General features: G+C 38.5%; 16 protein-coding genes and 1 other RNA gene. 5 read left to right on the top strand and 12 right to left on the bottom strand.

The features are described 5' to 3' along the window. Positions 1 to 23: 23 nt before the first annotated feature. The 6 genes from KBP50_RS04225 to hutG all read right to left on the bottom strand — a co-directional run bounded on the left by KBP50_RS04225 (position 24) and on the right by hutG (position 8,620). Positions 24 to 1,010, bottom strand: a complete 987-nt coding sequence (locus KBP50_RS04225; protein ID WP_050350140.1) for an NAD(P)H-dependent flavin oxidoreductase — start codon at positions 1,008 to 1,010, stop codon at positions 24 to 26. Positions 1,011 to 1,934: 924 nt separating this feature from the next. Then, positions 1,935 to 3,416, bottom strand: coding sequence for a histidine ammonia-lyase (gene hutH, locus KBP50_RS04220; protein ID WP_050350139.1), 1,482 nt, complete (start codon positions 3,414 to 3,416; stop codon positions 1,935 to 1,937). 270 nt (positions 3,417 to 3,686) lie between these two features. Further along, positions 3,687 to 4,124 (bottom strand): histidine utilization transcription antiterminator HutP, encoded by a 438-nt coding sequence (gene hutP / locus KBP50_RS04215; RefSeq protein WP_050350138.1) that lies wholly within the window; start codon positions 4,122 to 4,124, stop codon positions 3,687 to 3,689. A gap of 195 nt (positions 4,125 to 4,319) precedes the next feature. After that, positions 4,320 to 5,600 (bottom strand): imidazolonepropionase, encoded by a 1,281-nt coding sequence (gene hutI / locus KBP50_RS04210; RefSeq protein ID WP_050350137.1) that lies wholly within the window; start codon positions 5,598 to 5,600, stop codon positions 4,320 to 4,322. A 299-nt stretch (positions 5,601 to 5,899) separates the two neighbouring features. Further along, entirely contained in the window at positions 5,900 to 7,558 is a 1,659-nt protein-coding gene (gene hutU / locus KBP50_RS04205) for a urocanate hydratase (RefSeq protein ID WP_050350136.1), read from the bottom strand. 105 nt (positions 7,559 to 7,663) lie between these two features. Continuing rightward, entirely contained in the window at positions 7,664 to 8,620 is a 957-nt protein-coding gene (gene hutG, locus KBP50_RS04200) for a formimidoylglutamase (RefSeq protein ID WP_050350439.1), read from the bottom strand. A gap of 249 nt (positions 8,621 to 8,869) precedes the next feature. On the opposite strand from hutG, the gene KBP50_RS04195 reads away from it, so the two are divergent. Continuing rightward, complete coding sequence (locus KBP50_RS04195) at positions 8,870 to 9,763, top strand: LysR family transcriptional regulator (protein ID WP_050350135.1); 894 nt, start codon at positions 8,870 to 8,872, stop codon at positions 9,761 to 9,763. A 274-nt stretch (positions 9,764 to 10,037) separates the two neighbouring features. Here KBP50_RS04195 and ssrS read toward each other — a convergent pair. From ssrS to KBP50_RS04170, 5 genes are all read right to left on the bottom strand, one after another. Further along, positions 10,038 to 10,221, bottom strand: a non-coding RNA gene (gene ssrS, locus KBP50_RS04190) — 6S RNA. 239 nt (positions 10,222 to 10,460) lie between these two features. After that, complete coding sequence (gene sspL, locus KBP50_RS04185; protein WP_072741066.1) at positions 10,461 to 10,601, bottom strand: small, acid-soluble spore protein L; 141 nt, start codon at positions 10,599 to 10,601, stop codon at positions 10,461 to 10,463. A gap of 91 nt (positions 10,602 to 10,692) precedes the next feature. Continuing rightward, the gene (locus KBP50_RS04180; RefSeq protein ID WP_050350134.1) at positions 10,693 to 11,307 is read right to left on the bottom strand and encodes a 3'-5' exonuclease; all 615 of its coding nucleotides are present in this window, start codon (positions 11,305 to 11,307) and stop codon (positions 10,693 to 10,695) included. A gap of 304 nt (positions 11,308 to 11,611) precedes the next feature. Further along, positions 11,612 to 12,310 (bottom strand): CBS domain-containing protein, encoded by a 699-nt coding sequence (locus KBP50_RS04175; protein ID WP_050350133.1) that lies wholly within the window; start codon positions 12,308 to 12,310, stop codon positions 11,612 to 11,614. A gap of 110 nt (positions 12,311 to 12,420) precedes the next feature. Further along, complete coding sequence (locus KBP50_RS04170; RefSeq protein ID WP_050350132.1) at positions 12,421 to 13,188, bottom strand: HAD-IIB family hydrolase; 768 nt, start codon at positions 13,186 to 13,188, stop codon at positions 12,421 to 12,423. A gap of 405 nt (positions 13,189 to 13,593) precedes the next feature. Here KBP50_RS04170 and KBP50_RS04165 point away from each other — a divergent pair, with 405 nt between their 5' ends. From KBP50_RS04165 to KBP50_RS04150, 4 genes are all read left to right on the top strand, one after another. Beyond that, positions 13,594 to 14,748 carry a pyridoxal-phosphate-dependent aminotransferase family protein gene (locus KBP50_RS04165; RefSeq protein WP_050350131.1) on the top strand — a complete coding sequence of 385 codons (1,155 nt, stop codon included), beginning with the start codon at positions 13,594 to 13,596 and terminating at the stop codon, positions 14,746 to 14,748. 189 nt (positions 14,749 to 14,937) lie between these two features. Further along, positions 14,938 to 16,524 (top strand): phosphoglycerate dehydrogenase, encoded by a 1,587-nt coding sequence (serA, locus tag KBP50_RS04160; RefSeq protein ID WP_050350130.1) that lies wholly within the window; start codon positions 14,938 to 14,940, stop codon positions 16,522 to 16,524. A gap of 610 nt (positions 16,525 to 17,134) precedes the next feature. Beyond that, on the top strand, positions 17,135 to 18,565 hold the full coding sequence (gene nhaC / locus KBP50_RS04155; protein ID WP_050350129.1) for a Na+/H+ antiporter NhaC: 1,431 nt from the start codon (positions 17,135 to 17,137) through the stop codon (positions 18,563 to 18,565). A 321-nt stretch (positions 18,566 to 18,886) separates the two neighbouring features. Continuing rightward, entirely contained in the window at positions 18,887 to 19,591 is a 705-nt protein-coding gene (locus tag KBP50_RS04150) for a hypothetical protein (RefSeq protein WP_050350128.1), read from the top strand. 698 nt (positions 19,592 to 20,289) lie between these two features. Here KBP50_RS04150 and KBP50_RS04145 read toward each other — a convergent pair. Continuing rightward, the gene (locus KBP50_RS04145) at positions 20,290 to 21,084 is read right to left on the bottom strand and encodes an HAD family hydrolase (protein ID WP_050350127.1); all 795 of its coding nucleotides are present in this window, start codon (positions 21,082 to 21,084) and stop codon (positions 20,290 to 20,292) included. Positions 21,085 to 21,144: the final 60 nt, after the last annotated feature.

Genomic DNA, 21,144 nt, shown 5'->3' with positions numbered 1-21,144 from the left:
TGCCCCTTTGTATGTAAAATTTTTCACTGCATAGAAACCCCATTACGCTGTCTTACCTTCATTTTCGCTTGCTCATATGCTGCTTCCAGTTCATCTACAATCGCATGAATAGGTTGTATTTCTTTAATTGGACCAATCCCTTGCCCTGCTCCCCAAATATCCTTCCAAGCCTTTGCATCGGTCTGGAGCTTATTAAAATCTATCTTCTGCTTCGTTTGTAAATTAGCGGGATCTAAACCTGCCTTCGCAATACTTGGGATAAGATAATTAGCGTTTACCCCGCTAAAAGCATCTGTATAAATAATATCTTCAATTGCAGATTCAACAATCATTTGCTTATACTCTTGTGATGCCGCGCTTTCTTCAGACGGAATAAACCGTGTTCCCATATAAACAAAATCTGCTCCAAGTATTTCCGAAGCTAAAATATCTTCTCCCTTTGACATTCCCCCTGCCAAAATGATTGGACCAGAAAAGAATGATCTTACCTCATGAATAAATGAAATCGGATTTAATTCACCTGCGTGACCACCTGCTCCACTTGCTACTAATACAAGCCCATCTGCACCTTTCTCGATCGCTTTTTTTGCAAACTTTATATTGATAACATCTGAAAAAACAAGCCCACCGTATTCATGCGCAATCTTCACGACCGGACTAGGGTCCCCCAAAGAAGTAATTACAATTGGCGGCTTATATTTTTCAATTAACTGTAAATCCTCTGTATACCGCTTGTTCGAGCGGTGAGTAATAAAATTAATTCCCCAGGGCGCAATTTGCTGCTTTGGATCGTTCTTTTTCATTTCATCCAATTCGCTAGTAATCTGCTCCATCCATTGTTCCAATATTTCTTTCGTTCTTGCATTTAAAGCTGGAAATGTTCCTACAATGCCTGCTGCACAAGCCTCTGTCACCATTTTTGGATTGGAAACTAAAAACATTGGTGCCATGATGACTGGCAAACGCATAGATTCCTTCATTTGGTTCATTGTTTCATTGGAATTGTTCATATGCTCTAATACCCCTTTGTCTCGTTTTATTTTTGCTAAACGTAATCGTTTTCAAATTACGTAAAACACAACTTTCTTTTGACTAAATCCCACGTATAATTACTGATAATTCTAATAATTATTCCAATAATTGTCAAGTCTCGTCTGTTAATGAAATCCAGCTTCAGACTAAAATAGCTTTTATTTCTGCTTTTAAATACGTACACCAATTTATTTTTTTGACAATTAATCTCTCCATTTATTGAGGGAGGGTTCTCTTAGGATATACAGAGTTTGGAATCAGATCTAGTTCAATCTTCCACTTATCTTCCTATATGCCAACTATCAACGTTGAAAGGTTGAACTTATTACCAGTTATATAAGCGGTAAATTGTGAACTCCGGCGAAAAAGTTGTGAACTTCAAGCAACCTACTTGTAAACTCCGGCGAATTGCTCGTGAACTTCGGCGATTTTCCAGTAAACTCCTGCAATTCCTCTATAAATTCGTAGACTGATCTATCTCACTTCAAGAACAAAAGCCTCTTCACTGTTTCGTAAGGGAAAGTCTTTAGGAGATGTTATACGGTAAAAAAAGTGTGAGTCAATATCCCTTGATACCGGCGTCTTGGTTCGTGAATCATACCTGCAGAGGCTACTACGATTCTATCTTTTAACATTCTTTTAACATTCTTTTAACATTCTTTTAACATTAAATAGCAAGGAGCTAAGCAAAAGTGCTCATTAGAGAGAACTCTGATGAGATACAGGAACCAAGCAATAAGAGAAAATGATGACGAGCAATCGTGTGGAGGAGTTCAAAGTTTTCGACCATTTGAACGCTTAAGTTGAATGTAGCATGCCACTTTATAAACTGCCATTCACGGTTAGAAAATGTATAAAGAAAAACCGAAGCTCATTATCACTTCGGTTATATATGAAATGGCTTAATTACTTTGTAATGCTATCGACATTCTATCTATATCTTCTGCAAATATGCGATCGTTCGTAATACTCGGTACAATGTCTCGATATTTCTCCCATTTCTCTCTTAGCTTAGGAGCCATTTTATCAATTCCTCTATATTCTACAGCCTGAAGAGCACATATACATTCGATAGCGATCACTTTCCTCATATTGTGAATGATCATATTGGCGTGTCTGGCTCCAATCGTCCCCATGCTTACATGGTCTTCCTGATTTGCAGAAGATGGTATAGAATCTACACTAGCTGGATGGGCTAATGTTTTATTTTCAGACACAAGCGATGCAGCCACATATTGCATAATCATTGCTCCAGATTGCAACCCTGGCGAAGGACTTAAAAACGCAGGTAAATCATTTAACTGTGGATTGACTAATCGTTCAATTCTGCGTTCAGAAATATTTGCAAGCTCTGCAACCGCAATCTTTAAAAAATCCATTGCTAATGCAATTGGTTGACCATGGAAATTACCACCAGAAATAATTTGCTTCCCTTCTTGCAAAATTAACGGGTTATCTGTCGCTGCATTAATTTCAATTTCCAGCTTTTCCTTCACATAGTCAAGCGCTTGCCATGAAGCACCATGAACTTGCGGGATGCATCTTAATGAATAAGCATCCTGCACCCGCTTTTGGCCTTGATGAGTAATAAGTCCACTCCCTTGAAGCCACATTTTCATACGCTTCGCTACAGCTATTTGCTGTGGATAACCGCGCGCTTCATGTACAGCTGGATGAAAGGCATCAATAATGCCTTGCAAGCCCTCCATGGTCATCGCGGCAATCCATTCACTATCATAAGCTAATTTTTCTGCTTCGATATAGCTAATTATTCCTACAGCAACCATTGCCTGTGTACCATTAATCAAGGCAAGGCCTTCCTTAGATTGTAACGTAATTGGAGTTATTTCTTTTTGCGAAAATACCGTTTTTGTATCAACTATTTCTCCATGCTCTCCAAACACTTTTCCTTCCCCAATCATGACTAAAGCCAAATGAGCTAAAGGTGCTAAATCCCCCGATGCTCCTAAAGATCCTTGTTGCGGAATAACAGGATGTACCTGTTTGTTAATAAGTTCAGCTAGCAATTTGACCAACTCTGGTCGAACTCCAGAAAAACCTTTAATCAATGCATTTAATCGTAGCAGCAACATAGCTCGTGCAATTGTTTCTGAAAATGGCTCCCCGACGCCACATGCATGAGAACGGATTAAGTTAAGCTGTAAATCTCTGACGTCCCCATTATCAATTATGACATCACTAAATTTTCCAAAACCTGTATTTATTCCATATACCGTTTCATGATTCATTACTATTTGATTAACACCTTCACGACTTGCTTTTACTTTTTCCATACTTTCATTGGATATGGTTACCTTTTCCAGATTAAGGCAGACACGCCTTACTTCATCAATGGTTAACGAATGACCAGTTAATTCAATCATCTAAATTCCCCCTTTTTCATCTATCTCCTATCCATTAGGTAATGTATAGCAACCCCAAAAATGCAAGTGCGTTAGCATCCCAAAAAGCGTTCTAGCATAAAGGCTCTCGACGGTGCTGAAGTCGCATCTTCTATGGCCTTGGGCAGAAGATTTCAAAACCACCTCATGTTAAAAGGAAACGTTTCTCTCATAAACACAAAAAAAGAAGGTAATAATGGCATACAAAATAGCCATCATCACCTCCTATTTTCTACCAACTCTAGGTAATGATTAAATATGATTGATTCCTAAACCAATTGCTTCATGCTCTAACCCTTTTATTGGTGCACCAATTGTTCCATAGAAAGCCACAGCTAACCATTCACCTTCCCGCTTGTGAAGGTATGGCTCTCCACGAACAACAGCAAAACGCAAGCCAACGGTGCGCATCATTTCTCCAAGCGCCCACTGTCCTCTTGTAACACCTTCAAGCGCTTCCAAAATGGCATGGTATAATGCGTGGGTTTCGCGATACACTTTTTCTTCAATAAGACCGCTCCGTTTGACAGCAGTTTCGACAGCGGATATAACCTTTTGCAAATCCATGGAGCCTACCTTTCCTTCACAAACTTGAACAGCTTCAAAGGTAGGTGCAAAAAAGGAACGCTCTTCCTCTTCAAGCATAACTAGTAAAGTCGCAATCTTTCCAATACGTAATTGATTGTTCATCTTATTTGCTCCTAAATGCGAAACAGTTTCTAATCACTAATCACTATTTAACTACTCCTAGTATACGTACTGCTAAAAACATTCGTCAACATTGTGAATATTATCTGTAACTCGAATTATAACGACTTCAGGCCTCTGTCCCTACTGCTTCTGATTTTGTATCTCTACTTCCATTTTTTCTTCATAATACCTTTATTAACTCGTTACTAAATGCCTGTGTTCAACAACAATTTGCCCATTTTTAATCACTGTATCTACATGATTCATCCCATATTGATATGAAAGGGTTAAGTAATTAGGGACATCAAATATTGTCAGATCCGCTTTTTTACCGACTTCAAGACTGCCAACTTCATGAGCACTACCAATGGCATGCGCAGCATTCATGGTCGTCGCTGTTATGACTTCCTCAGGTGTCATTCCCATCTTTAAACAGCCTAAATTCATAATGAATTGCAACGACAGGGTAGGTGAAGACCCTGGATTGGCATCTGTCGATAACGCAACAGCAACGCCGCTATCAATCATTTTCCGTGCTTGAGCAAATTCAGCCATTAGAAAGAATGCAGTACCTGGAAGTAGCACGCCAACAACATCTTTTTCTGCCATTTGCTGAATTCCCGCTTCGGACGCTTTTAGTAAATGATCGGCAGAAATAGCACCAACTTCTGCAGCTAATTCAGCCCCGCCATATGGTTCAATTTCATCAGCATGAATTTTAGGGATAAGCCCGTATTGTTTACCAGCTTCTAAAATGCGCCTTGATTGTTCAGGCGTAAATACTCCACGCTCACAGAACACATCATTAAATTTAGCTAAATGACGTTCAGCTACTTTTGGAAGCATCTCGTTGATTACTTTATCAACAAACTCCTCTGGCTGATCCTTTTCTGAGATTGGAACCGCATGTGCTCCCATAAATGTTGATACAATATCCACCACATGATCCTGATTTAACTTTTCTGCTACTTCAAGTTGCTTTATTTCGTGCTCTGTAGTGAGTCCATAACCACTTTTCGCTTCCACTGTTGTTACACCGTTTAGCAAAAATGTGTCCAATCTCTTTTTCGATTCTTGATATAGTTGCTCAAAGCTAGCTTTTTGCGTTGCCTCCGTTGTTGCATGAATACCGCCGCCAGCATTCATAATATCCATATACGTTTTCCCTTTTAATCGCATTGCATATTCATTCTCTCTCGTGCCAGCATGAACGAGATGCGTATGTGGATCAATTAGACCAGGAGTAACCGTTTTTCCTTTTGCATTAACTTCTTTCGCAATAACAACTATTTCAGGATAAGCATTTCTTATCTCTGCTTCTGACCCTACGGCGATAATTTTACCATCCTTTGCTAGTACGCTTCCATTTTCAATCAAGCCTATGTTTTGCATCGCTTCTCTCTTAGCGGGTTTTTCCGAATGACCTTGCATTGTAATCAGTTGTGCCGCGTTTTTTACAAATACCGTATTTGACATGTATAACGCTCCTTTATTCCAAAAATTCGTTCAAAATCTATGAAGTTAATTAGAAATGATAATAAGGTACGTTTTTATAAGTAAAAAGTGTTATAAAGTGAACCTTCCAGCAGTGGGGGTTTGTAGTCCAAGGGTATGGCCTAAAGACCGCTTACGAAATAGGGCATTTAGGTGCTGTTATCTCCCACATAGACTTGTTGTATTATAGATTCGCCAATTCTTGAAATGGGAGTCTTACAGCACCTTATATGCGGGATAATTCATCGTGTCATTTCCTAGACTATTAAAAAGCTATTTAACTAAAGCATTGGTATATGAATCCCTTTTTCTTTCGCTGTCTTTTCAGCAAGTTCATAGCCCGCATCAACATGACGGACGACTCCCATTCCAGGGTCTGTCGTTAATACCCGTTCTAGTCTTTTTTCAGCGTCCTTTGTTCCATCAGCAACAATAACCATACCTGCGTGTAGCGAATACCCCATGCCAACGCCTCCGCCATGATGCACACTTACCCAGCTAGCTCCTCCAACACTATTAATCAATGCATTTAAAATCGGCCAATCCGCCACCGCATCACTACCATCCTTCATAGATTCTGTCTCCCGATTTGGTGATGCTACAGAACCCGAATCTAAATGATCCCGACCGATTACGATTGGTGCTTTTAAATCTCCATTTGCAACCATGTTATTAATAATTTTTCCAAACCGCGCTCGTTCACCATAGCCAAGCCAACAAATACGAGAAGGAAGACCTTGAAATTGAATTTTGTCTTTCGCCATTCGAATCCATTTACAAAGTGATTCATTATAACTAAATTCTCGTAAAATAACTTCATCTGTTTTATAAATATCCTCTGGATCCCCAGACAATGCTACCCAACGAAATGGACCCTTACCTTCACAAAATTGAGGCCGAATATAAGCTGGTACAAAACCTGGGAAATTGAAGGCATTTTCTATCCCTTCATCTTTAGCAACTTGGCGAATGTTATTTCCATAATCAAAAGTAATTGCGCCTTGTTGTTGCATATCCAACATGGCTTGCACATGTTTTGCAATACTTTGTTTAGCTTGCGCAACGTAGTTTTCTGGATTGCTGTTCCGCAATGCAGTTGCTTTCTCTAGTGTCATAGCAACTGGTACATAGCCGTGAAGCGGATCATGAGCTGAAGTTTGGTCTGTTAAAACGTCTGGTACAAATCCTTTTTCCAACATAACCGGTAGAATCTCCGCAGCATTCCCTAACAATCCAATGGAAAGTGATTTCCCCTCCATTTTTGCTTCCTTTGCAAGCTGTATTGCTTCATCTAGACTCTCCGTGGAGGTGTCTAAGTACTTCGTCTCTAATCGACGTTTTATTCGTACTGGATCCACTTCGATGGCGATACAAACTCCTTCATTCAAAGTGACTGCTAGAGGCTGAGCCCCACCCATACCACCAAGTCCTGCAGTTACTGTAATTGTTCCTTGTAGCGTTCCAGAAAAATGCTGTCTCGCGCATTCAGCAAAAGTTTCATATGTTCCTTGCACGATTCCTTGACTACCAATATAAATCCAACTTCCAGCTGTCATTTGCCCATACATCATTAATCCCTTTTGATCGAGCTCATGAAAATGAGCCCAGTTGGCCCATTTAGGAACTAAATTAGAATTGGCAATCAATACTCTTGGAGCATCTTTATGCGTGCGAAATACTGCAACTGGCTTTCCCGATTGGATTAATAAAGTTTCATCATCTTCTAATTGTTTCAACTCATGAACAATCGCTTGATAACATTCCCAGTTTCTAGCCGCTTTTCCAATTCCCCCATAAACAACTAATTCCTCTGGATTTTCTGCTACTTCTGGACTTAGATTATTGTTCAGCATTCGTAAAGCCGCTTCTTGTAACCACCCTTTTGTATGGAGCTGTGTTCCTTTATATTGCTCTATATTGATTGCAGACTTAGCTTGCATATATAACTGCCTCCTTATGTTAAAATTTATTTATTCAAAAGCTAAATGGTGCTCATCCATCAGTTGTGCAGGTAATGCAGTTTTACTTAGGGGACTTTTATTTGTCTATATTTCCTCTCTTTTTGTAAGCCCTTGCATAAATTCTGCTATATAATAAGCTGCTAGTTTCGTAGTCTTGCCATTTTCATCTAACACCGGATTCGTCTCGGAAATATCAAAACTTAGCAATCTTTCCTTTCCCGCTATATAACGAATCAGACTACGTACTAGCTTCGCATCTAAGCCAAACGGAGATGGCGCACTTACCCCAGGTGCTTCTGCAGCTTTTATAGCATCCATACAAAGCGTCAAAATGAGATAATCAAATTCACTGGCGAATTTATCAATCACCTGAAATGTATGTGTGCTATTTTGAACTTCCTCCTCCGTCAAATAAGTACATCCATACTCATCTGCTGTTTGAAAAAGGCTTCGTGTATTGCCAAATGGCTGAATCCCTAAACATAAGTAACCGGCATATTGATCCTGTTGTAAAACTTGTCTAAACATTGTTCCAGAAGAAGGAATAGCTTCATCTCGTAAATCAAAATGGGCGTCAATATTAATTATTCCTAATGTAGCATTTGAAGGAATAAATTGGCGCACTCCTAAATAGTGTCCGTAAAACGTTTCATGCCCGCCCCCTAAGATAATCGGTACATATCGCTCATCTAGCATTTTAGATACACAAGTGCCTAATACTTGCTGAGCTTCTTCCATCTTGTGTTCTAAACAAGTTACATTTCCAACATCAACTACCTGATCAATCGCTAAATAAAAAGGCAGACTGGATAAACGTTTTCTTATTTCATTCGGCCCTTTCGCGGCTCCAATTCTTCCTTTATTCCGCCGCACACCTTCATCACACTCAAAGCCAATTAATCCAACTGAGAGGCCCTTTTTTACTTCCGGCAAACGGTCAACATGTTTCTCCTTAATTACTTGGTGCACTCGATAGCTATCAACTTCTTCTAGACTATCTATTCTTCCTGTCCATATATCTTTATTAAGTTCTTTATAAATAACAACCACCTCTAAAAGGGCATATTTTTTCGAAAATACAAACTTCCTTTAATTTTTATTTTAAATAGGATAATATATAATTACAAATACATATTATCTATATATTTATAGCTTGAATTGATAAATGCTTTTTGTGATAGGGCAAAACTAATAGCAGTCTCGCTTAAATAAAACTTTCATTTTTCGGAAAATATAGGATAAAAAAAGCGATTGGTTCGGAATAATTTACATCAAATCGGAGGACTAAATATGGATTTCAGACAGTTAATCTATTTTATTACAGTTGTTGAGCATGGAACGTTTACAAAAGCTGCAACTGCTTTGCATGTTTCCCAACCATCATTAAGCGCTTCGATAAAAAAATTGGAAATAAATACAGGTCTGCAATTACTAAAAAGAAATACAAGGAGTCTGGAAGTTACCAAAGAAGGATATATTGTTTATCAAGAAGCCAAAAAACTATTTCATCATTACAACCATGTTAACAAAGAAATACAGCGCTTAAAACAACATGGACCACAGGAGCTTTCCATTGGCTTAATTGAATCAGCCAATTTTTGGGTACCAAAGATACTCCAGCGATTTAGAAAAACGTACCCTCAAGCAAAAATTAAGCTGCACGAGGTCTTAAGCCTTACTGATGTGGAAAAATCCTTACATCATTTTGATATTCACCTTGCGATAACAAATCAATATGTAAAGAGTCACGATATCGAAGCCACTCCCATTTATGAAGAACAATTAGTTGCCATTCTACCTAGGAAGCATCGATTATTGCAAAAGCAAACAGCCTTAGAAATGAAGGATTTTCAAGACGAAGCATTTATTATTTGCAAAGAAGGATTTCAAACACGCGCGGATATTTTAAATGCGTTTAATAAAGCTGGTATCACTCCTGCTTTTGCTTTTGAAATTGAACGATTTGAAACGGCTTGTCGGCTCGTTGATGAGGGTTTAGGAATTACTATTCTACCAGAAACCTATGTAAAGCATGAAATCAATGGTACCTATCAGATCAAATCGATATCTGATTCCAACATCTCACGTCATGTTTACATCGCATATGAAAAAAATCATTATTTACCGCCCATCGTAGTACATTTTATCGACTTAATTAAGAACTTTTTCTCTGAATCAGATTAGCAATTTTCCCCATACTATCAGCATCTTATCTACAACTTGTATAGTTGAGTAAACTTGGTTACTTTGTCTAACGTAAGCGTAAAATTTCATACCACCACTCTAATAACTTAGTTTGCTCATCCGCTAACGGAAAGCTATCTAACGAGAAAATAAAAGGTAAATGGCTGAATGAAGGCGTATATAAAAAACGATACGCCATAAGCACTTAATCAAATTTTTTCCAAATTAAAACGACCAGTTCCTAAAAAAGAACTGGTCGACTGGATTATTTGCTTTACAGGCCACAATTGCCGTATTTGTAATAAAAAGTTTTAAACCACCACTTCGCCAAGTGGGTGTTTGCAGAAGCTGTTCTGTCTTCCGCTCAAAGACGGCACGACATTAAAACTCCGATATAAAACTCCCTATTCCTTCATTAGAGGTTAAAACTTAATGAAATACGTACATTGCAGCTTGTAAATTTATTATACCACCATCCAATAAAAATTCAATAAGAAAGGTAACTAATGAAGCTATTTCTACATAGAAGCACACTTGTCTTTCATAAGCTGTTCACATTTGTACATATGTGCATTCATACACTAAAAAAAAGGAACCAGAATTTATTTTCTTACTCTGGCAAGCCTCGCCCCATCTCATTTTAACAAGTGTTTTCGCCAATCGCACATCAGAAAATAATGCTCCCATAACTCTTGTTCTAAATCTTTGTATTTTTCTTTTTTGCCCTATCTTCAAGCTGTGACTTCGGACGTTGATCTTTTTCATCCTCCGTCAAGCCTTGAGGGTTTACACTGCTTTGAATACGTTTCTTACTATATGGATTATTTTCACTTTTCATAGACCACACCTCCATACATTATTGTGATCTAGTAGTCCATTTCATATGCAGCTTTTTTGCTTTATATGGACAATACACAAAGGCGGGTCATTTAGGAAAGATAGATGCGTTTACGTTGATGCGATTTCTTCTTCTTAGGCGGTGTATAGCCATGCTGAAAAATCTTGCCACTTTGAATCTGGTAAGCTGTCAATAACCCCTCGATCGTATGTTGTCCACTTTCGTGTAACGCTTTTGAAAGAAGCTTCGCTGCTACACGTGCGTCTTCTAAAGCGTGGTGATGATCGAAAGGAATTTGATGGTATGCTGCCAAAGTATCTAACTTGTAATTATGTAATTGTGGCCATAGTTGTTTCGAAAGCATCACTGTGCAAAGATAACCCAGATCTGGATAAGCTAATTGAAAATGATCTAATGTATGTCTTAAGACACTCATATCAAAGCTAGCATTGTGTGCAATAACCATGCCTTGCTGTAAATATGTTTGGAGGACTGGCCAAATATCAGAAAACGTTGGAGCATATCGGACATGCTCTGGCGTAATACCATGTATTTGCATATTCATTGTTCGAAAATCTGTAAGTGGATTGATTAAGCTATAATATTCATCTACTATTTGTAGTCCATTAGAGACGACAATACCAACTGCGCAAGGGCTTGTCCGTTTTTCATTTGCAGTTTCAAAATCAATCGATACGAATGTCATTTATTCACCACTTTCTATGATTGAAATCTTGTAGTTCATATTAGAAAAAAGGTAAAAGTCTAGGAGCTTTTGAAACCCAAGTGGAACAAAGGCGCGGGGCGCCCGTTTAGCAACATAGCGAATGGAACGAATCAACTAAGATAAAGGAATCACGGTGAGGCGACGAACCGATGAGGCCTTATCGTAGGGCGCATTTCTAAAGTCGCATCGTTGCTGGGCTCATGAGCTGGACGTGACTATTCGGTTATTTCATTATCCATAAGCACCTAAGTTTATACTTTCTTATTCTGTTAAAAAATCCGTTTTACGAGATCTCTAATATATCCCACGCTGTTATAATTCCTAATAAACGGGAAGAAGGTTCCCCATCCGTTGTTATAAGTAACGCTTCTAAACGCTTACCTCTACTTGTGTGCTCTTTAAATAATTCAATGGCCTCATACAGCGTTGTATCTTGAGCAATAAATCGGGAATTTTCATTGTTTTCAAAAGGTAGAATATCCTTTAATTGATAGGTACTTTCAAGAGTTTCCTCGCGCTGGCCAATACTTGCCAGCCAATTGGTAATTCCTTTTTGTGTAAGTAACCCCAGGTACGTCTTGCTTTCATAAATAGGAAACTTAGATAGTTTCTTTTCATGGATTACTTTTAATAATTTACTTAATTCGTTATCACTTTGAAAGCAATACACATACTTCTCAAACGTTGGAGTAACGAGCTTAGGTTTTCGCAGTTCCTCTTCAATAGCCTCTATTTTTTCAACAATTTCATCGTGTGGTTCTGCTATTGCATAGGACATGTCCACTTTATTATGAACGATTGCATTGCGAAGCTCCGCAAATTCAAGCAGCTCATCACTATATTGACGTACTAATGCGTTTGAATTTCGTAAAATCTTTACTGCCTTGGAAAAGCTAGCATCTTTCTTATGTATCATTAACGAACGAAGCATTTTTTCTATTCGATTAAAAGAGGTTAAAAACCGTTCTGAGTTTTTGTACATATGTCCCTTCTCCCAACATGAAATACGACTTTATTTTTATTGTATCCATTATCAAACGAATTAAAAAGACGGACAACCCAAATCTCCATTAACCAGCAGCCCATATATAATCAGTTCGTTTTAAGCATGCCTGTTTGTGCTAATGCTCGAATTTTATCCACGATCGCCTGCTCCCCATTCGTTTGATAAGCGATCTGCTCATCAGCAAATGGAGCTAAACGATCATGGTAATCAATCATCACCGCATAAGCAGCATACTGAAACATGGAAATATCATTTGCATCATTTCCAAAAGCAATATAGCTGTTCTCAGTAATTCCTAATGTTTGTAAGGCATTCCATTTATGAATATGGTTAGGGCTTAAGTCAATTAAGCGTTCGTTACAATGTTCGTGAACCGTTATATCCAATTGTTGTAATTGATCGACAAATGTGACGTAATCATTCATGGTAACGATTAATACTTTCACTACAGATGACAATTGTTCAACTGAGACTTGCTGTGCCAATTTCCCTTGATCGATATTATTAACAATCGGGTGATCTATTGGTCCTGTATAGGCATAATTCCAATCACCATCAATGAGGAAGGTAGCTTCTTGCTCCTCTATTAATTGTAAAACCGTCTGGAGTTGATCTTTAGTAAATGTTCGTGCATACAATAACTTGCCGTTTTTATAAATTAATGACCCATTTCCGCCAATAAGTGTATAGGAATGAAAATCCTTCGGTAAAACGGGAAGCATATCCCTTATTGGTCTGGCAGATGCAAACATAACATCTTCCTTATTCAAATCTTTTAAACATTGGACAATACCATTAGAAAGAGGCTTTCCTTTAAAACAAATTGTTCCATCCAAATCAAACACAAATTTCATGGTTACACCTCGTCGGCCTATTTGTTGTAAAAAAGCTTGAAGCTTCTTATTCGTCTAGCTAAAATAGTGCATAAAGTAAGTATGGGAGACGAACCGATGATGCCTTATCGTAGGGCGCATTTCTAAGGTCGCATAGTTGCTGGGCTCATGCGCCGGACGTGACTAGTCGGTTATTTCGTTATCCACAAGCACCTCATTTTATAGTCCTATATAACGAAAAAAATATTGCATAGCTATATCATATCCCTAAGATACGACTTTAGCAATTAGCACAAATCATCCTAAAACAATAATTTTAGTTAACAAATAGCTTAAATTTATTGACAATATGCAAAGTTCTGCTATGCTGTAAACTATTATTCAGAAAAAACACAACGAATTTATCCATTTTGAAAGGAGAAAACCATGCAAGCTGATAAACAACTACTTCGAATTCCTGGACCTACACCTATTCCGCCTAGTGTCCAACGCGCAATGTCTCAACCAATGATTGGTCATCGCGGGCAAGAAATGAAGGAACTAATAAACACGGTAAAAGAAAAACTGAAGCCTATCTTCGGAACACAAGAAGATGTATTGATTTATACCGCAAGTGGTACTGCAGCACTGGAAACCGCGGTTATAAATGCCGTTCAGCCCGGAGATGAAGTACTCATTATTGTTACAGGAGCATTCGGCGATCGTTTTACTAAAATTTGTGATGAATATCACATGAAAGTACATAAATACGAGGTCACTTGGGGAGAGGGTGCTGAACCAGAACAATTGGCAGTTTTATTACAAAAATTACCCAACGTAAAAGCTGTATTTGCGACTTTTTGTGAAACTTCTACAGCCGTTTTAAACCCCATTAAAGAACTAGCTAAGGTAGTTCACCGTGAATCCGATGCATTATTCATTGTCGATGGGGTATCTTGTATTGGAGGAACCGAAACAAAGATGGATGAATGGGGGTTGGATATCGTTGTTACAGGCTCGCAAAAGGCGATGATGCTGCCAGCAGGGCTTGCCTTTATAGCTGCCAGTAACCGCGCATGGAAAGTCATTGAAGCAAATCCACATGCCAGATTTTACTTAGATATGCGAAAATATCGTGATAAGCTTCAAAAAGACTCAACCCCATTTACACCGGCTGTCTCTTTGTTACAAGGATTAAAACAAGCTTTAGCTTTAATGGACGCAGAAGGACTTCATTCTATTTACGAGCGCCATGAAACAATGAAAGTCATGACTCGAGCAGCCTTTAAAGCTTTATCTATTCCATTACTGACGGCAGATGTTCATGCTTCACCTACAGTTACTGCTGTAAAACCAGACGACTTTGCAGCTGAAGAATTAAGAAAAGTTGTCAAAACGAATTTTGGCTTAACCTTAGCTGGAGGGCAGCAACATTTAAAAGGGCAAATTTTTCGAATTGGTCATATGGGCTATTGTTCTCCAGCTGATATATTACAAGTAATAGGCATTATTGAAATTGGCCTCCAGCAAATTGGCAAAACAATTGATTTAGGTTTAGGAGTAAAAGCAGCGCAAACCGCTTATTTAGAAATGAAGCTTTGAAGCTATTATATTTCTGCTACCTATTAAAGTGACTATTTCTTATATATCTCATAAATACATTCGACAACGATTTTTATAGAGCTACTTATTTCTTCTAAGATGTAATCATATCTTGGAAGTTATCAATCTTTTTATTTGAGTTAATGAAGCACATCTATTGTAAAACGAATTCTATTGGGAGGAAGAGAGATGGGATTTAGAGTATTAATAGCAGATCCTTTGAGTGAAGAAGGAATTGCACCATTACTAGAATCAGACGATATTCATCTTGATTTAGGGACAGAATGGACAAATCAAGAACTGCTTGAACGAATCTCCGATTACGATGCACTATTAGTACGAAGTCAAACACAGGTAACCCGTGATCTTATTACGAAAGCAACGAATTTAAAAATCATTGGTAGAGCTGGTGTAGGTGTCGATAATATCGATTTAGATGCTGCTACAGAGCATGGAATCATTGTGATCAATGCACCGAACGGAAATACGAATTCCGCTGCTGAACACACGATGGCAATGATGATGGCTCTATCTAGAAAAATTCCACAAGCTTATCTGTCTCTCAAAAACAGACAATGGGACCGAAAAAAATATATCGGTATCGAACTAAAAAATAAGACATTAGGTATTATCGGACTTGGTCGAATTGGCGCAGAAGTTGCTTATCGAGCAAGGGGGCAGCGTATGAACATTATAGCTTACGATCCGTTTTTAAGTGAAGATCACGCAAATAAATTAGGAATTAAAAAAGGGAACATTGAAGACGTGTATCAGCATGCTGATTTTATTACCATTCATACACCGTTATTAAAAGAAACACGACATCTTTTAAACAAACAGGCTTTCGAAGCGATGAAAGATGGTGTTCAGATTATTAATTGCGCCCGAGGCGGAATTATCGATGAGGAAGCACTGTATGAAGCAATCCAAGCTAAAAAAGTAGCTGGAGCTGCTCTCGACGTGTTTGAAGAAGAGCCATTTTATGAGCACCAATTATTAGAATTACCTGAAGTAATTGCTACCCCTCACTTAGGTGCAAGTACGATTGAAGCACAGGAAAGTGTCGCTATTGATGTGAGTGAAGATGTAATCCGCTACGTGCATGGGGAGGCAGTTCGGAATCCGGTCAATCTGCCTTCCATCCCAAGAGAAGCTTTAAGTGAAATTGAACCCTATTTCCTCTTAGCAGAAAAACTTGGTCAGTTTCTTATACTTTTAGCAGATGAGCCCGTTGAACAGATAAATCTTTACTATTCTGGAGATGTGGCTAAAACAAAGATTGGTCCAATTACGCGAAATGCGGTAAAAGGGCTGTTAACTCGCCACTTGGGAGACCATGTGAATGATGTAAATGCACTTTATCTTGCGGAAAAAAGAGGCGTAACCATTCATGAAAACAAAACCTCTTCAACACAAGGCTTTACGAATTTAATTCGAGTCGAAATAGTTACCAAGTCAAAAAAGAGAAGTGTGGCTGGAACGTTGCTTAACGGGTTAGGGCCAAGAATTGTTAAAGTAGACCATTATAGCGTTGATGTAACACCAAAAGGTCATCTTCTAGTTATTCATCACCAAGATCAACCTGGTGTTATCGGTAAAATGGGTAGCTTCTTAGCTACAAAGCATATTAATATTGCAACTATGCAAGTAGATCGTGCGGATATTGGAGGCAACGCCATTATGGTGATGACTGTGGACCGGCATATTGAAAAGAATGTGCTGGAAGCTTTGAAGCAGCTAGAAGAAATTCATGATGCCATTTCTATAGATCTATAAAAGGTTTATTTAGATGGGCTGGGACATAAGCAAATACTATATAGCAAAGGCCGAACAATCTATTTATCATTGTTCGGCTTATTTGCACTATAGGAAAGTATAAGGTTTTTTTGGTTTATAGTATAAGAAAAACAAAGGCTTCCGCCATAAGACTTGGCGACAAGCCAAGTTTTTCTAACATTAAAAAATTTCTATCACCACTATGTCAAAATACTTCGCTTTCCTGCACGTTCTTCAGCTAGCGCTGTTTCCGCAGGAGTCTACATATTTTGACTACGCTAAAACTTGCGTATACACAATTAGCGGTTTATGGTTCGTTTTTTTAATCAGCTGTTTTAGTTATGTCTCGGCCGCATTTTTGGTTTGGAATGAATAAAAAGAATTTTATTAGACCTCTTTTGCTACTGTTTGCCGAAGAAAAATTCCCTTTAACTCTATTCCGCAACACCTTTAATCCGTCTAGTAAGATTCCCTAGTCGCTTTAATATATCTCGTTTATTATAAATCCCACTATTCATTATATTTTTTTAAAATTGACAATTTACCCATTTCTAATTAAAATAAATTTTATCGTTCTGAAAAATTGCATCGTCTGGAAAGGGGTTTCTTCATGACTGATATTCCTAAAAGAGAAATTAACATTTGGTGGGCACTAATACCTCTAGTCGTTATGATTGTTGCCATGGTGTTAACGATAGTCGTTTTCCAAGGAGAACCACACGTACCGCTTATTATAGGCACAGGAACCGCTGCACTTGTAGCCTGGAAGCAAGGATATACTTGGAAGCAAATGGAGGAAATGATGTTTCGGGGTATACGATTAGCACTTCCCGCTATCATTATTATTATGCTTGTTGGCTTAACCATTGGCGCATGGATTGGAGGCGGTATTGTGGCTACAATGATCTATTATGGGTTGAAAATTATATCGCCGTCTATATTTTTGGTAACGATTACAATTATTTGTGGTGTTGTTGCATTAACGGTTGGAAGCTCCTGGGCAACGATGGGAACCATTGGTGTTGCTGGGATGGGAATAGGCATGAGTATGGGTATACCAGCGCCTATGGTTGCAGGTGCGGTCATTTCAGGGTCTTATTTTGGAGACAAGATGTCCCCGTTATCGGATACCACGAATCTCGCCTCTGGTTTGACAAATACGGATTTATTCGTTCATATTAAACATATGCTGTATACAACAGTCCCTAGTTTAATCATTGCTTTGCTCGTTTTTGCATACATAGGGAAAGATTTCGGAAAAGATGCGATTGAAAACGAAAGGATTGCCCAAACGATTGCTGATATGCAGGCGAATTTTGTCATATCGCCATATCTGTTGCTAATTCCATTGCTTGTCATTGTGCTCGTTATGTTCAAAGTACCTGCTGTCCCAGCGATAGCAACTGGGATTGTAATGGGTTTTTTCTCACAAATATTTATCCAAGGAGATGCTTCATCCTACGCACTGCAAGTGTTACAAAATGGTTATACGATTAATACGAACAATGAAATGGTTTCGGAATTGTTTAATCGCGGTGGGTTAATGTCCATGATGTACACCGTGTCGATGACTATCGTTGCAATGGCATTTGGTGGTATTATGGAGTATTCTGGAATGCTAAAAGCGATGATGGATCAACTATTGAAGGTCGTAAAATCAACTGGGAATTTGATTGCTTCTACATTAGGAGCAGCCTTCTTAACAAATGCAACCTGCTCAGAGCAGTATATCTCTATCGTAGTCCCAGCTAGAATGTTTGCTACCGTATATAAAAAGAAAGGGTTACATTCAAAAAATTTATCACGTTCTTTAGAAGATGGAGGAACATTAACTTCTGTCTTTATTCCTTGGAATACATGTGGGGTATTTATTTACACAACATTGGAAGTACACGCATTTAGCTATGCACCTTACGCTATGTTAAATTTCACTGTTCCAATTGTTGCGCTTATTTATGCCTATACTGGATTCACCATTACTAAAATAGAAAAACCATCTCTCGCATTGCATTCCGAAAAAGCAAAAGATGCTAGCGGTTAAAATAAAGGGAATCTTCCATCAGTGGGGTTTTCATTCATCCTCCACGGCTTGTTAGTACCGTAATGGCATGACCTAAGGGACCTCTTACGAAACAGGGCATTTAGGTGCTGTTATCTCCCACTTAGACTTGTTGCAGTACAAATCATCCTATTCCTGAAGGCGAGGGCTTACAGCACCTTATATACAGGATAAACAGTAACACAAGAAGAGTGATTTGCTACACTGTCTATTACTTTAAATAACGCAGCGGCACAGTTAGAGCCCCAAGGGAAAGATGAATATATTACAAAAATTAACCGATTATATAAAGTAGGTGACTGCATGAATACATCCATCATTGCAACAGGAAAACTACCCTCAAAGGAGCAACCCTTTTATGTTCGCTTCTTAAACAAGCCAGATATCTTTGAGATTTTACATTTGCAAAATATGGTGAGGCAATCATTGGAAGTAGCTGATTTTCTTCAACCACTAACGGTTCAAGAGTACGAGCATATTTTAAATGGAAACGGCTCTATGATCGGAGTGTTTGTAGATGATAGGTTAATTGCTTTTCGAGCTATGCTGATTCCAGAAATGAATGACACGGAACACTTAGGGATAGATCTCGGATTAAATGAATTACATCGTCAGAAAATGCTTTACTCTGAAATATCAAATGTCCATCCAGATTTCAGAGGCAACCGCCTGCAAACTTATATGGGAAAATTATTATTCGCTCAAATTGACCAACAATCATTTCAATATGTTGCCACTACGGTTGCTCCATTTAATATTGCTAGCTTAAAAGACAAACTTGCGTTAGATATGGAAATTCATGCTTTAAAAGAAAAATACAATGGTAAACTACGATATATTTTATTTCGTGACCTCCATACAATAAAAAATGGAAAATCATATACTGATAAACAGGAAGTTAACATGAATGATATTGCAAGACAGCAACAGTTGCTGCAACATGGCTATCAAGGAAATTCTATCTCTCAAACGAATGATACCTATTGGGTCACATACGTAAAGCATTGAAAACGTTTGGCCGTGATGGGAGCAAGAAGAAGTAGTATGCTGGACGGTTGTTGCTAAAATCACTACATTCACTCCTTATCAACAGCGACAGGCCTTAACTTCTCTCTAATGAAGTGAATCTTCCATCAGTGGGGTTTTCTTTCAATTCCCACTGATTGTTAGTACTACTTGGGTATGACTTAAAGTCCTCTTCGAAATAGGGCATTTAGGTGCTGCTATCCCCGACGTAGACTTGTTAGAGTATAGGAATCTCCAATTCTTGGAGTGGGAAGCTTACAGCACCTTTATGCGGGACAATATACAGCTAAACCCGTTTATCATCAGCCGGTTTTCAGCTTTTTTATCTCGTATGGAAAATGATTCTGCAACTACTCTACTTTCCGTAGCATGTTATGCGGTAGTTCGAGCATACTACTCTACTTTCCGAGCATGTCACACTGTGATCCGAGCGCATTCCACTCTTTATTGCGAGCATGTCATGCCATAGTTCCAGCAGCATACTTCCTTTTCCTGGGCATATCACGCTGTGATTTGAGCATACCACTCTCTTTTACGAGCATGTCATGCCATAGTTCAAGTAGACTTCTCCTCTTTTCGAACAAGCTCCTTCAAGGTTCGAACTCTCTACCCCTTCTCGCTCATTTTACAAGCGTGATGAAGCAAGCAGTTAGCAGATACGCTATTATGCATTTTAACGACTAAGCTTCCTTAAGCTGTACATTCACTAGATCTGTCACCTGTGATAAGTTTTCTACTTCAAAAGTAGGTAATCCATTATTCTCCATGTTCTGCCAATTAATCCAGATCGAGGCCATCTCAATATGGGAAGCGCCTAATATATCTGTATTTAAATTATCTCCTACCATGACTGCTTCGGTTTTATCGACGCCCAATTTTGCAAGCATATATTGAAAAATGGTGGGATCTGGTTTTCCTCTGCCAAATGCTCCGGAGACGACAATTTCGTCAAAATAAGGTTCTAATTGTGGCGTCATATCTAATTTTGTTCGCTGTAAGTCTGGCGAACCATTCGTTAATAGCGCCAGTTTATAATCTGCTCGTAAAGCATCTAATACAGCAAATGTATCTGTAAACACGAATGGTTTTTGCTTTCTAAGCTGTGGAAATGCATCCGCCAATTCTGCAGCCAACGACTCATCCCGAATACCGGTCGTCTCCAAGCCTTTTTCCCAAGCTGCTTGTCGATAGAATGGAGCAATTTCTTTTAATTTCTCAAATTCTTTCCCTTCATCTTGAAACTCTCCCCAAAGTCCTTCAAACGGATTGATACCAATCATTTGTGTAAACGAGTATGTTGGAAAAGATGCATATAAGGCGCGTGCCTCCTTTCTAACATTTCGCTCCAAATGTTCTGGGTCTAGTTCAGGGTGAATTTCTTTGGCCATATGACAAACTGCTTTAAATGATTCAGCAACACTTTTTTTATCCCATAAAAGTGTATCGTCCAAATCAAAAATGATTGCTTTAAGCATCCATACATCCCCTTTTTTTCTGCATACATTAACTTAAAGTATACAACATTTTAAGAAAAA

It is taken from the genome of Virgibacillus pantothenticus, from assembly GCF_018075365.1.
In the GTDB taxonomy this organism is placed as follows: Bacteria; Bacillota; Bacilli; order Bacillales; family Amphibacillaceae; genus Virgibacillus; species Virgibacillus pantothenticus.
Note: the sequence above shows the minus strand (reverse complement) of the source record. Positions and strands in the feature narration are given on the sequence as shown.